9 protein-coding genes are annotated in these 13,217 nt (G+C 73.3%); 4 read left to right on the top strand and 5 right to left on the bottom strand.

The features are described 5' to 3' along the window. Nucleotides 1–9: 9 nt before the first annotated feature. Nucleotides 10–1,605 carry a protein kinase gene (locus ABZS66_RS42250; RefSeq protein ID WP_354768026.1) on the top strand — a complete coding sequence of 532 codons (1,596 nt, stop codon included), beginning with the start codon at nucleotides 10–12 and terminating at the stop codon, nucleotides 1,603–1,605. 7 nt (nucleotides 1,606–1,612) lie between these two features. On the opposite strand, the gene ABZS66_RS42245 is transcribed toward ABZS66_RS42250, so the two are convergent. After that, nucleotides 1,613–2,593, bottom strand: a complete 981-nt coding sequence (locus ABZS66_RS42245; RefSeq protein WP_354768025.1) for an inositol monophosphatase family protein — start codon at nucleotides 2,591–2,593, stop codon at nucleotides 1,613–1,615. Between the two features lie 124 nt (nucleotides 2,594–2,717). Between ABZS66_RS42245 and ABZS66_RS42240 the strand changes: the two genes are divergently transcribed. Then, nucleotides 2,718–4,358, top strand: coding sequence for a serine/threonine-protein kinase (locus ABZS66_RS42240; RefSeq protein ID WP_354768023.1), 1,641 nt, complete (start codon nucleotides 2,718–2,720; stop codon nucleotides 4,356–4,358). 54 nt (nucleotides 4,359–4,412) lie between these two features. Here the strand turns inward: ABZS66_RS42240 and ABZS66_RS42235 are convergent, their stop codons facing one another. Further along, on the bottom strand, nucleotides 4,413–5,951 hold the full coding sequence (locus ABZS66_RS42235) for a hypothetical protein (RefSeq protein WP_354768021.1): 1,539 nt from the start codon (nucleotides 5,949–5,951) through the stop codon (nucleotides 4,413–4,415). Nucleotides 5,952–6,050: 99 nt separating this feature from the next. Between ABZS66_RS42235 and ABZS66_RS42230 the strand changes: the two genes are divergently transcribed. Next, nucleotides 6,051–7,160 (top strand): glycerate kinase, encoded by a 1,110-nt coding sequence (locus ABZS66_RS42230; RefSeq protein WP_354768019.1) that lies wholly within the window; start codon nucleotides 6,051–6,053, stop codon nucleotides 7,158–7,160. 7 nt (nucleotides 7,161–7,167) lie between these two features. Here ABZS66_RS42230 and ABZS66_RS42225 read toward each other — a convergent pair whose 3' ends face one another. Further along, nucleotides 7,168–10,146 carry a hypothetical protein gene (locus ABZS66_RS42225; protein ID WP_354768017.1) on the bottom strand — a complete coding sequence of 993 codons (2,979 nt, stop codon included), beginning with the start codon at nucleotides 10,144–10,146 and terminating at the stop codon, nucleotides 7,168–7,170. Between the two features lie 214 nt (nucleotides 10,147–10,360). Between ABZS66_RS42225 and ABZS66_RS42220 the strand changes: the two genes are divergently transcribed. Next, on the top strand, nucleotides 10,361–11,521 hold the full coding sequence (locus ABZS66_RS42220) for a glutamate--cysteine ligase (RefSeq protein WP_354768015.1): 1,161 nt from the start codon (nucleotides 10,361–10,363) through the stop codon (nucleotides 11,519–11,521). Between the two features lie 39 nt (nucleotides 11,522–11,560). Here ABZS66_RS42220 and ABZS66_RS42215 read toward each other — a convergent pair whose 3' ends face one another. Continuing rightward, nucleotides 11,561–12,463, bottom strand: coding sequence for an NAD(P)-binding domain-containing protein (locus ABZS66_RS42215; RefSeq protein ID WP_354768014.1), 903 nt, complete (start codon nucleotides 12,461–12,463; stop codon nucleotides 11,561–11,563). Continuing rightward, nucleotides 12,460–13,217 (bottom strand): NAD(P)-binding domain-containing protein (locus ABZS66_RS42210; RefSeq protein WP_354768012.1); only part of this gene is annotated, 758 nt, incomplete at its 5' end. The genes ABZS66_RS42215 and ABZS66_RS42210, both read right to left, overlap by 4 nt.

The raw sequence follows: 13,217 nt of genomic DNA, 5'->3' as shown, positions 1-13,217 counted from the left end.
GGAGTGACGATGCTCGAAGGGGAAGGCGCGATCGAGATCCCGGGCTACCGCGGACTCACCGTCGTCGGGCAGGGCGCCGGTTCGGTGCTGCTGCGCGCCGAGCACGTGCGGGCCGACCGGCTCGTCGCGGTCAAGGTACTGGCCGTGACGGACGGTGATCCGGACGATCCGGTGGCGCTGCCCGCCCATCCGTCGATCCACCCCGTCCTCGATGTCGGCACCACCCCGGACGGCCGGCGGTTCGTGGTCACCGAGTACTGCCGTGACGGCTCCTACCTGGACGAGCTGAGCCGTCGCGGTCCACTGCGGATCGACGACGCCGTCGAGATCGGGACGCAGGTCGCCGAGGCCCTGGTGCTCGTGCACGACGCCGGCGTCGTGCACGGTGGCGTGAAACCGTCCAACATCCTGTTCGCCGAGGCCGGCCCGGCGTTGACCGACTTCGCCTTCGCTCGGGCCGCGCCCGGCCGGGACCCGTTCACCATGGACCCGATGACGTTGCACCACACGGCGCCGGAGGCGCTGTCCGGTGCGCCGGTCGGGCCCGCCACGGACCTCTACGGCCTGGCGGCGACGCTGTGGCACCTGCTGGCCGGCTGGCCGCCGTTCGGCGCGCCGGACGCGGAGCTGCGCAGTCCGGCGGACGTGGCCGACCTGATCCGTACGCAGCAGGCTCCCCCGGTGCCGCGGCGTGACGTGCCGCTGTGGTTGCAGCGCGAGCTCGTGCGGGCGATGGCGAAGGAGCCGGGCGGGCGGCACGAGAACGCTACGCAGTTCGTCGAGGCGCTGCGCGAACGGTTGGGCGGGATGACGGCGCGGTCCGGCAACAGGTTCGCTGAACCGGCTGCGGCCCGCCCGGCCACCGCCACGACCGCGGCGCCGGAGGAGGACCAGCCCGAGTTCCCGCCGATACCGGTCGCTGCGCCGATACCGGTCGCGCCGGCGACGCCGGCCGCCCCGCACCGGCCGGCGGACGGCGGCGAGCCGGCCCGGCGGCGCGACGACCGGCTGCCGGACCCGGCGTTCGACGGTGCCGCCGCGTGGGACGAGCGACCGGCGCAGCGGCGCACATGGCCGCTGGTCGTCGGGGCCGTCGTCGCGATGGTCGCCATGGCGCTCGTCGTCAGTGGCGTGTTCGACGGCTCCACCGACCAGGGGGCGGCGCCGACGGCGTCCGTGACGGCGGATGCCTCCGTCCAGGCGGCCGGTCCAGGCTCATCTGCCACGGCTGCCAACCCGGCGGCCAGCCCAGCTCCGAGCGGCACGGCGTCCGTCACGGCGGACGCCTCCGTTCCGGCGACCGGACCGCCACCGAGCGGCACTCCGTCGGCGCAACGCGGCGCGCCCGGCGACGTTCGACTGGCCGACGGGGGCGCGACGATCACCATCACCTGGACGGACCGGGCAGGTGGTGCCGCGCAGTTCGCGGTGCTGGGTGGCCCGCGCGGGGCAGAGGCGACGGTGCGGCGGCTGCTCCGGCCGGGCAGTACGAAGCTGGTCCTGGACGGCCTGGATCCCCGCCAGGACTACTGCTTCCAGGTCGTCGCCATCCTCGGCACCGAGGACTACGCCCGGTCGGAACAGGTGTGCACCAACCGTTCGTAGGCAAGCCTCACTCATCACCGCGAAACTTGCGGGTGTACTCCTGGTGCAGGCCGAGCTGGAAGCGGAAGTCGTTCTCGTCGTCTCCCAGGCCGGCTCGCAGCACCGCGAGGGCCTCGGCGTGCAGGGCCGGGGTGGCGGCGAGCAACGCGTACTCGCCGGCGCGGGCCGCCGGCTCGAATCGCACCGGGTGCCCGTCGTGGTCGGTGACCACGATGCCGGCGCCCTGCAGGATCGGGATCAACGCGGCGGCGTCGGAGAGATCGAGGTCGCGCTCGACGGCCAGTTCGACGCCCGCGCCGAGCAGGCGCAGGAAGCCGATGCAGTTCTGGTCGGCGACGTGCGCCGCGCTGCGGTCGCGCAGCGCCTGGAACGTCGCCCACGCCCGGGGTGTTCCGAACATGACCTCGGGCGCGGTGCTCGCCAGCGTCGCCGCGGCAACACCGGCGGCCGAGCCGGGGAACACCGGCGCAGTGTCGCATGTGGTGTGCCGGCCCAAGGCACCCGTCCAGACCCGCGCCACGGCGAGTCCTCCGGCGTGCGGGCGCAGCTGCCCGACGACGCCGACGACGGACCGGTCGCCGCACAGGACGGCGACGGTGACGGCGAATGCGGGCGCCGGGTCGGGCAGCGTCGCGCCGAGGGCCTCCGCACGGGCCGTGCGGATCATCGCGCCGGTGCCGTCGACCGCGTCGAGGACCCACGTGCAGGCGTCCGGTTCCGCGGTGCCGACGGTGTCGCCGACGACCGCGTGCCCGGGGTACGACCGCAGGACCAATGCCCGCATCGCCGCCTCGGCTTGTCGCTCCACGGCGCCGGCCAGCGCCCGGTGCCGCTCGTGCGGGACCGCGGCGGGCTGTCGCGCGAAGGCGGCGACGAGCCTCGCGTAACCGCGGCTGAGCCGTTCGACGGCCGGTGCGAGCAGTGCCTGGGCGAGTTCGGTGAGCGCGGCGAGGTCGTCGGTGCCAGCGGCGATCCGGCTGTGCGTCATACGACACACCTCACCATGGCAACGCCCTGACGCGCTACGATGAAGTATTAACTGTGTCGTTTCCGATACTCTGGCATCCCCGCATCGGCCTCCCCGCATCCGAACGGACGCGACCATGACCTCAATGCCACCCGCTCCGGAAATTCCCGGCTACCAGAACCTGACGCTGATCGGCCGGGGCGCGCGCTCCACGGTGTACCACGGGCAACAGCGCAGACCCAACCGCGACGTGGCCATCAAGGTGCTGCACGTCGACGCCGCCGAACAGGCGGGCACCGGCTACGAACGGGAACTGGAGACGACGGTGCTGCTCTCCGGCAGCCACCCGCACCTGGTGCGAATCCTCGACACCGGCGTGACGGACGCCGGCCTGCCGTACGTCGTGATGGAACACAGCAGCGCGGGCTCCTACGCGCGGATCCTGGAGACGGACGGGCCGCTGCCGGTCGAGGCCGTCATCGAGGTCGGCGAGGCGATCGCCGACGCGCTGCAGACCGCCCACGACGCGGGCCTCGTCCACGGCGCGGTCAAGCCGTCCAACATCCTGTCCGTCGCCTTCAACCCGGCACTGGCCGACTTCCCCGTCGCACGGGCCTGGTCGGACCCCACGGCGGAGCACCAGGACCCGACGGCCGTGCACCACCTCGCCCCCGAGGTGCTCGACGGCGACGGATACTCACCCGCCGCCGACCTGTACGGGCTCGCCTCGACGATGTGGTATCTGCTGACCGGACGACCGCCGTCCGAACTCGAACACGCACCCCTGGTACCGCGGCCGGACGTCCCGTCGTGGCTGCAACTGGAACTGGACCGCGCCCTGCGCAGGAACGCGGCCGAGCGCCATCCCGACGCCGGCATGTTCGCTGCGATCCTGCGACACCGGGCGGGCGGCGGCACCCCGGTGTCGCCGGCCCCGATCGGACTGCGGCACCACGTGGCGCCGCCCGAGGCGGGCGATCCGGCGTCCGGCATCGACACCCCGTCCGAAATCCTGACGCGATCGCCAGGACTCGACGACCCGACCCAGGAGGGACGCGTGGTACACCACTGGACGAGCGCCGCGCCGATCGACGACCTCGACGCTGGTGCGCCGGTGTGGCCCGACTCCGGCACGCCGGGTCATGATGTTCCGGCGCACGCCGAGGTGCTGGGATTCCCGATACCGCCCCGGACGACGGGTCCGCTCGGGAGCTACCCGCGGCCGGAGCCGGCGTACGAGTTCGAGACCACCGACGAGCCGCGCGGCGGCGACGCGTACGACGCGGGCTTCAGCCCGTTCGCTGACGGCTCCGACTGGCCCGAGCCACGCCGCCCCCGCCGTGTCTGGATGATCAGCGCCGGGGTCGCGGCCGTCGTCGCGCTGTGCGCGGCCGGCGCGTACGCCGTGCTCGGCGGCGATCGCCAGACCCAGTCGCCGTCGCCGAAGGCGGCGCCGCAGACGCGGCCCCCGGACGGAGTCCTGCCGAGCGGTGCCGGCGCACTACGGTCGACTACCGAGGGCGCGCCCGGTGACGTCAAGCTCGTCGACGAGGGCGTCGCGATCACGCTTTCCTGGACCGATCCGACCGCGGGGGCGGTGCAGTTCGCGGTGCTGGGCGGGCCGCGCGGGGCGGCGGTGACGGTGCAGAAGGTCCTCGAACCGGGCACCACGAAGCTGACCATGCAGGGGCTCAACACGGCGCAGGACTACTGCTACCAGGTGTGGGCCGTGGTCGACGGGGAGACCTACGCGCCCTCCCAGCAGGTCTGCACGAAGCGCGCCTGACCCGCCGCAGACCGATGGGGCCCGGGCGGCCGCCCGGGGCCCCGTCGCAGGCTCTCAGTAGAGCGAGTTGTACAGCGCGGCGCTCTTCCCGTTGCCGCAGCTGGCGCTGAGTGTGGAGCGCACGTTGACTGTGTCGCGTGGGCAGTCGTCGTCGAAGTACGCCTCAGCGATCAGCTTGCCGCCGCTTTGGACGTCGTGGGCGGCGAACCAGTCGTACTGCATCTGGATGTACAGCGGGTTGTCCCGGCCACCGGGCTTCGACGGTTCGCTGTTGACACCCCATTCCAGCACGGTCATCCACTTGTTGTGCTCCACCGCGAACCTGTACACCGTGTTGAGGCCGTGCGACGCGTTCGCCCGGGCCTCGAACGCCGCGGCCGTCGGCGCGGCCGGGTAGTGGTCGTAGTCGTGAATACCGACGCTGTCGACATACGCGTCGCCGGGGTAGCAGTTCCATGCGCTGTTTCCGCAGATGCCCGGATCGACGCCGTGTCCGTTCATCGTCCAGTCGATGATCGCGTTCGGTGCCTTCGACTTGATCGCGGTGTACGCGTTGCGGAAGCACTGGATCCACTGCTGAGTGTTGGTTCCGTGCCAGTAGTGACCGGCATTGAACTCCCAGCCGAGCTGGATGATCGAGTCGCCCCGGTTCTTGCTGACCAGCGTGGCTCCGAAGGTCGCCCAGTACGAGTTGTACTGACCGGCCGCGCACTGGGCCAGGTTGCCGCTCTTCTCGTACAGCGGCACCGCGATCGCCAGCCGTCCGGGGAAGTCGGCGAAGTTGCTGTAGATGAACGACCCGGGGCCGACGAGCAGCTCCCATCCCTTGTCACGGTTGGGGAACACCTTCGCCACGTCGAGGGCCCGACCCCGGGTGGCGCCGAAGCCGTCATACTTCGGCTGTGTCTGGGTGTTCCCGCCGTACCCGCTGGCCCAGGTCAGTCCGCTACGGTTGCCGGTGATCGGGGCGGCGCCGGGCTTCGGGTTCCCGACCGGCGGCGGCGCCGCGCTCGTCGGCGTCGATGCCGACGGCCGCAGCTCGGGCGATGCGGAGCTCGACGGTCCCGCGCTCGGCGGCGGGACGGCGCCGGTGGTGATCTCGGCGCGGTCGAAGGTGATCGCGTTGCCGCCGGCGGAGGACGGGTTGCGCCGGTCGCTCATGGTCAGCACGAGCGTGTGCGGCCCCTCCTCGAGGGGCTTCGACTGGAAGACCTGCACAACGTTCGCGGTGGCCGGGCTCGCGTAGAAGTCGACGTCCTCCGGTGCGGCGCCGTCGATGGAGACGGTGGCGATGTACGCCCACGGTTCCTTGACCCCGAACAGGGTGATCCGGGTGCCCTCGAACCGCACGGTGGCGGCGGATCCCGGCCGGTCGGTCCACCGGTAGCTCTTGTCGGCGGCCTTCTCGCACGTGGTCGTGCACTTGTGCCAGTTCGCCGAGAACTCCACCTGCCCGGCCTCGGTGCCGGCCCGGGTGTCCTCGATCGTCGTCGCCGCGGCGCTCGCCGACTGGCCGGCCAGGGCCACGATCGTGCTGCCGACGACGGCCGCGGCGGCGGCGCCGGCGATCAGGATCAGGTTGCGTTGGTTCATGCACGCCCTCCGGCGCCTGAGGAGGCTTTTGTTGGTTGTTGTATGTTGTTTGCAGTACGATACGAGTCGTGGATCACCTTGGCAATCGGCAGACATGACATGCGGGTCGTTCTCGCACCGGACTCGTTCAAGGGCACCGTCTCCGCCCAGGACGCCGCCCGCGCGCTGGCCGACGGCTGGCGCAGCGTGCGTCCGCACGATGAGCTGATCGAAATCCCGCTCGCCGACGGCGGTGAGGGGACCGCCGCGGTGCTGGCGACGGCCAGCCCGGCCGCGGTCTGGCACCCGCAGGTGGTGAGCGGCCCGGACGGCCGGACGGTCGAGGCCGGGTGGCTGCTGCGGCCGGACGGCACGGCGGTCGTCGAGCTGGCGATGGCCGCCGGCCCGCACCTCCTGCGCGCGCCGGACCCGTTCGGCGCGAGCACGTTCGGCGTCGGCGAGCTGCTGCGCGGGGCCACCCAGCATCCCGGCACCGACCGCGTCATCGTGGCGCTCGGCGGATCGGCGACCACCGACGGCGGGGCCGGCGCGCTGGCCGCCCTCGGCGCCGAGCTGCTCGACCGCCGCGGGCGCCTGCTCCCCGCGGACGGCAGCAGCCTGGCCCAGCTCGCGGCCGTCCTGCCGCCGACGATCGAGCCGCCGCCGGGCGGGGTCACCTGCCTCGTCGACGTGAACGCGCCGCTGCTCGGCCCGCTCGGCGCGGCCGCACAGTTCGGGCCGCAGAAGGGCGCCACGGCCGACGAGGTCGCCCGGCTCGAACTGGGCCTGGCCCGGCTGGCCACCGTGGTCGGCGCCGACCCGGACCGCCCGGGTTGCGGTGCCGCGGGCGGTACCGCCTACGGCCTGTCGGCGCTGTGGTCCGCCGAGCTCGAGTCCGGCGCCCACGTGGTCGCCAAGGCGGCCGGGCTGCCGGCCGCGCTCACCCGCGCGGACCTCGTGATCACCGGTGAGGGCCGGTACGACCCGCAGTCCCGGCAGGGGAAGCTGGTCGGCCACGTGCTCGCCGCAGCGCGGGCAGCCACGGTCGCGGTGCGCCTCGTCGTCGGTCAGCTCGCGGCCACGCTGCCGCCGGGCGTCGCGGACGTGACCGAGCTGGCCACCCTGGCCGGCGGCCTCGAGGCGGCCCGGGCCGACGCCCGCCACTGGCTGACCCAGGCCGGTCGGCGCCTCGCCACCGACGCCGCGCTCGTGGCCCTGGGGCTCGGCTGAGCGCTGGTCACCCGGCGATCTGGACGATCTTCGCCTCCCACGGCGCCATCGACGAGATCCGCAGGGTCCCCGGCCGCGGGAACGAGACCGTCGGGTCGTCCGCGCCGTACGTCGCACCGGCCCGCCTGACGTAGTTGAACGTGCCGCCGCCGGTGACGCCCGCCGGCAGCGGGGCGTCGAAACCCGCCACCGGATCGGGCGAGTTGTTGAACACCGCCACGACCTGCTCGCCGGTCGACGCCCGGCGCACGAAGCCGAACAGGTCGTCGCGCTGCAGGAACCAGCTGTCTGCGGTCATCCGCTCGGCCGAGCTCAGGGCCGGCTGACCCTTGCGCATCGCGACGAGCGCCTTCATGTACGCGAAGTTGTCCAGGTACGTCGGGTCGGCGGCGACGGCGGGCGAGAACAGGTAGCCGGGCCGCCGGGAGTCCGCGCCGGCCGGCTCCGTGCCGCCGTAGTTCACCAGGTACTCGTCGCCGGTGAACAGCATCGGGATCCGGTTGATCGCGAACAGGTACGCGGCCGCCATCCGGATCCGGGGCAGCTTCTCGGCGTACGTCGCACCGTCCGCGTACGCGAGGAACGGCTGGTTCTCGTAGACGTCGAAGAACGCCACCTGGTTCCACGGCTCCTCGTACCGGCCGTCCCACTCGATCGACCGGCGCACCAGCGACCAGTCCGGATCGGCGACGGCCGACACCTGCCGGCCGAAGGTGTCCCGCAGCGCGTCGGCCGTCTCGAAGTCGTAGACCCCGGTGAAGCCGACGCCGCCCGACGGGTTGGTGTACGCCTCCCGGCGCGGCTGCCACGGCAACGGCTGCTGGAGCGGGTGCGACCTGGCCGGCTCCCGGACGGCCGCCTCGCCGAGCAGCCACCGGTCCGCGCCGTCCACCGCCCGGTAGGTGCCGCAGGCCTGGGCGAGCGCGGCCGGGCGGTAGGTCTGGGCCGAGTCGATGCGCAGGCCGTCGACGCCCAGGCCCGTCCAGAACCGCATCGTGCCGACCAGCTCCCCGAACGTCCCGGTACCGGTGGATCGCCCGTCCGCGTGGTCGAGCAGCGGCATGCCGTAGCCGGAGTCGAGCAGGACGACGGTACTGACGCCGACGACGTGGACGTCGGCATCGTCGGGCAGCGTGATCGACGTGACGGTCTTCTCCCAGTCGGCCGCCAGCTGGTAGCCCCACACCTTCGGCCGGACCCCGGTGTCCCGCACCCACGCCCCGCCCGCCGTGCGCCGCAGCGCATGGTCGCCCTGGTGCACGAGCACGTCGCCGGCGTCGGCCGCGGCGGTCATCGGCTTGACCGTGACGACGGTGTCGGTGGTCGTGCCGTCCGCGTAGTTCACCCGGAACGTCGCCGGCCGGGCGGAGCCGCCAGTGGCGAACGCCGCGAGCCGGATGTAGTGGTACCGCTGGTCGACCACGTCCACCGCCTGCCCTTCCGCCCGCACCATGTTGTCGCGGCCCGGGGCGGCCGGGCCGACCACGAACCTCGCGTTGGTCGGGGTCGTCGGGCTGGTCGCCGGGTACACACCGACGACGTCCGGGGTGAGCGGGCGGAGCAGGCCCTCCTTGGGGAACAGCAGCGTGCTGCCGGTGAGGTCCCCGTCGCCGGGTGCGGCCTCCGTCGCGATGCCGTCCTCGTTGTAGTAGGCGGACAGGTCCGCTCGCGCCGGCGCGGTGACCGGCAGGCCGCTGATGCCGAAGACCCGGGTCCGGGCCGCGCCGGCGCCCGGCAGCAACCGCACCTCGACGACCTCCTTCGTCGGATCGGTGTCGAGCAGGAGGCTGTAGAGGTACACCGGCGCCTGCACCGGCCCGCTGCGGGTGTGCCGCGCGGGAAACCGGGCGAGGTAGGTGGCCGGGGCGCCGGCCGGGTCCCAGCGGGGGACGGTCAGGGTCGTGTCGGTCGTCGTGGCGTCGGCGTAGGTCACCCGGAACGTGACCTGCTGGTCGCCGCCGACCGCGGCCGCCGCGACGCCGAGCGTGCCGTACTTGTGGCGCAGCGCAGCCGGAAAGCCGAAGGACCTGGCGGTCGTCGCGCTGCCGGCGGTGGCGTTGGGGCGGCCGTTGAGCTTCGGGCCGTACCGGTAGCCGAGGTAGCTGTCGTAGCCGACCACCCCGTACGAGGCGGCGCCGACGCCCTCGGCGGGCAGACTGCCGCCCACGCCGTCGAGGTCTCCGTCGCCGGTGCCGTCGGCGAAGCTGAACGCGTCGGTGTCGAACGTGCCGGCGATGTCGACGACGACCGAGTCGGCGAACGTGGTCGCCCCGCTGCCGTCGGCGCCGTTGTTGTTCGCGATGACGGACGGGTCCCACCGCCGGTAGCGGTCGACGTTGGCCGCCGCCGCCTCCGGGGTGAACCACGCATGCTCGGTGCCGGTGCCGGCCATCGGCAGGTCCTGCAGCACGTTGACCCGGTAGCCGCCGATCGCCGGGTCGTGCAGGTCGTCGACGAGGTCGGTGTAGGCCGAGAAGTCGGTGGCCGGCTGGCCGCCGGTCCGGAAGTTCGCGTCGAGCCGCCGGAAGTCCCGCACGGCGTAGCCGGTCGGCAGGAACCCCAGGAACTCCTGCCGGTCGGCCTCCATGACCGGATAGATGACGGTCGTGGTCGCGCCCAGCTCCTTGATGTGGCCGACGTGGTCGCGGAAGCCGACGAGGTCGCCACCGAACATCCCGGAGCCCTGGTACCTGGGCGGCTGCCCGGCCGGGGTGTCCAGGGCGAACTGGTACCGCTGGATGTCGTTGGACCCGGCACTGTTGTCGCCGGTGAAGCCCGCGTCGGCGCCGTCGCCGGCGTACTTCGCCAGCTCGACGGTCAGGATGACCTGGTCCTTCCAGGCCACGGCCGGCAGTGCAGCAGCCGGCGGGGGCGGCGGCACCGCCAGGTTCAGGCTCGCCGAGCAGGCCAGGGCGACGGCGCCGGCCAGGCTGTGTCCGATGCTGACCGGCCCCCGCCGACGACGCGATCCGGTGCGACGGTGCACGGTCCTCTCCGTTCCTGCCGGCGGCGACGCCCGAGCGCCGCGCGTGAGCCGAGTTGCATTCTTGTCGCATGGCGGGTGTGGTTTCTGGCGGGTGTGACGAGGGCCACCGATGCGACCCGCGCGCCGTACCACGGCCGGGACCCGGCTTCGCGCGGGTCCGCGTGGTGTATGTTGTATTGTGCTTGTTGCCGCGATCGATGGGAGACGTATCGCTGTGCACGCTCACGCCGACGGCCCGCCGAGCCGTACACAATGGACACCAGCCGGTGCCGGCCGATCCGGGTCGCACCCGCTGACCGTCGGCGTCGAGGAGGAGTTCCTGCTCGTCGACCCCGAGAGCCGCCGGCCGGTGTCCGCCGTCGAGGCGGTCATCGAGCAGGTGCCGGACGAACTGCCCGGCCACGTCGCGCGGGAGTTCGTGAGCAACCAGATCGAGATCGGCAGCCGGCCCGCGACCGAGCTGTCCGACCTGCGCGCCTCGCTGGCGGCGATGCGGGCCGCCGTCGCCGGGGCCGCCGCCCGGGCCGGAGCGGCGCTGGTGCCGATCGGCTGCGGACCCTTCGAGAGCCCCGAACCGGCGGTCGCCGACGAGCCGAGATACCGGCGCATGGCCGAGCAGTTCGGCGCCATCACCCCCGGGCCCGGCCTCAACGGGGTGCACGTCCACGTCGGCATCGACGACGCGGAGACCGGCGTCCTGGTCCTCAACCATCTCCGCCCCTGGCTGCCGGTCCTGCACGCCGTCACCACGAACTCCCCGTTCCACCGCGGCCGGGACACCGGCTACGCGAGCTGGCGGTCGGTGATGTGGGCGCGGTGGCCGACCGTCGGGCCGACCCCGCACCTGCTCTCCCACCCGCACTACGAGGACCTGGTGGCCGAGCTGATCGAGTCCGGCGCGATGCTCGACCGGGGGATGCTGTACTGGTACTCCCGCTTGTCGGCGCACGTGCCGACCGTTGAGGTCCGCATCGGCGACGTCTGCCCCACCGTCGACGACACCATCCTCCTGGCGGCCCTGGTCCGCGCGATGGTCGGCACGGCGCTCGAAGCCGTCGCGGCCGGCGAGCCGCCGCTGCCGGCACCGCACACGCTGCTCGTCGCCGCGCACTGGCGGGCCGCCCGGGACGGCCTCGACGGGCCGGCGCTCGACCCCGTCGAACGCACGCACCGGCCGGCCTGGCAGGTCCTGCACCGCCTGTTCGGCATCGTGCGCCCGCAGCTCGACCGGCACGGCGACCTCGCCGTCGCAACCGAGTTGATGGGAAGGCTGCACCGGCAGGGCACGGGCGCCGCACGCCAGCGCGCGGTGTACGCGCGGACCGGCGACCTGGCCGACGTCGTCGGTTACCTGTCCGGCGAGGTCCTCGCGTGACCGCGGCGGCTGGTCACCCGTCCGCGCCGGTCCCGGCCCTCAGCCCTTGATCACCTCGTACAGCGCCGTCCAGTTCCTGGTGGCGTGACCGGCGGCGATCGCCCGGTCGTAGTGGGACTTCACCGCCTCCGGCAACGCCGCGTCGACGCCGGACTGCCGGCTGGTCCGCAGGATGTGATCCGCGGTGGCACCCATCATGCGGGCGGTGCTGAGGTCGCCCGGATGCTCGCCGGCCTCCAACTGCCGCGCCAGGTCCACGCCGTCGCCGACCATCGCGGGGATGCCGGTGAGCATGCCCATGGCGCCGGGCAGGAAGTCGGCGGGCGGCACGCCCGCGGCGGCGACCAGGGCCGTGGCGTGCAGCAGGCTCGACAGGGCGGTGAGGAACACGTCGAGGTTGGCCTGGTAGAACAGCTGGGCGAGCCCGGCGTCAGCGCCGAGGTACCTCGGCTCGCCGATCCGTCGCAGCACCGGTTCGTGCGCCTCGAACACGGCCTGGGAACCGCTGTAGAACACGTAGGCGCCGGGGGTCCCGACCATCGGGGCGGGGACCATGACGCCTCCGGTGACGAAGCCCGCGCCCCGTGCCGCCGCCCACGCCGCGGCGCGGCGGGACTCCTCAGGCGTGTCGGAGCTGAGGTTGACCAGCGTCCTGCCGTCCAGGACGCCGCGCCGCCGTCCGTCGCCGGCCACCGGGCCGAGGATGTCGTACATCGCCTGGTAGTCGGTGAGGCTCAGGACGGTGAGGCCACTGGCCTCGACGGCGTCAGCGGGTGTGCGGGCCGGCGTGGCCCCGGCGGCGACGAGCTCACCGGCCCGGTCCGGGGTGCGGTTCCACACGGTGACGGGGTGCCCGGCCCGCAGCAGCGTGGCGGCCATCGCCCGGCCCATCGGGCCGAGGCCGATCACCGTGACGGGGGCCGGCGCGTCCGGGCGGCTCATCGGGCGCTCCGCAGTTCCTCGAAGATCCGGGCGGTGCCCTCGCCACCGTGGCCCGCGGCGATCTGCCGCCGCACGATGTCGTGCACCGGCCGGAGTACCTCCACCGGGACGCCCTGGTCGCTGGTGGCCCGTATGAGCGCTGCCAGCGCGGTCTCGGTGAAGCGCAGGCTCTGCTGGCCCTCACCGGCGTACTCCCCGGCGTCGACGGTCGCGGCGAAGCCGGCCAGCTGACCGGTCATGGCGGCCAGGAAGGGCGCCTGCTGCTCGGCGAACTCGGCCGCCGGCACGCCCTCGGCGCCGACCATGGCCGCGCCGTGCAGGAACCCGGCGAACATGGTGTACATGCCGACGAGCATCGCCATGTCGTGCAGCGACGCGAGGCCGGCGTCCGGGCCGAAGAAGCTGCTGGCCCCCCACAGATCCAGCAGCGCGCGGTGCTCGTCGAACGCGGCAGCCGAGCCGCTGTAGAGGATCGCCGAACCCGGGCCGCCGATCATCTCCGGGACGGCCATGATCGCGCCGTCGAGGTACGTGATGCCGTGGCCAGCGGCCCAGGCGGCGAGCTCGCGCGACTCGTTGGGCGTCGTGGTGGTCAGGTTGATCACGGTGCGCCCGGGCAGGACGGCGGCGACCGGGTCGAGCACGCCGTGCACCGACGTGTGGTCGAACAGGCAGACGACGATCGCGCCGTCGCCGGCCACCGCCGCCTCGAGGTCGCCGGCGACGACGGCGCCGCGGCCGCCCAATGGGCGGG

This window comes from Dactylosporangium sp. NPDC005572 (assembly GCF_040605515.1).
GTDB lineage: Bacteria > Actinomycetota > Actinomycetes > Mycobacteriales > Micromonosporaceae > Dactylosporangium.
This window is presented reverse-complemented; position numbering and strand designations above follow the sequence as displayed.

Coding starts and splice junctions, on each gene's coding strand:
- ABZS66_RS42250 (WP_354768026.1), top strand. CDS start 10: ATGCTCGAAGGGGAAGGCGCGATCGAGATCCCGGGCTACCGCGGACTC.
- ABZS66_RS42245 (WP_354768025.1), bottom strand. CDS start 2,593: ATGACGCACAGCCGGATCGCCGCTGGCACCGACGACCTCGCCGCGCTC.
- ABZS66_RS42240 (WP_354768023.1), top strand. CDS start 2,718: ATGCCACCCGCTCCGGAAATTCCCGGCTACCAGAACCTGACGCTGATC.
- ABZS66_RS42235 (WP_354768021.1), bottom strand. CDS start 5,951: ATGAACCAACGCAACCTGATCCTGATCGCCGGCGCCGCCGCCGCGGCC.
- ABZS66_RS42230 (WP_354768019.1), top strand. CDS start 6,051: ATGCGGGTCGTTCTCGCACCGGACTCGTTCAAGGGCACCGTCTCCGCC.
- ABZS66_RS42215 (WP_354768014.1), bottom strand. CDS start 12,463: ATGAGCCGCCCGGACGCGCCGGCCCCCGTCACGGTGATCGGCCTCGGC.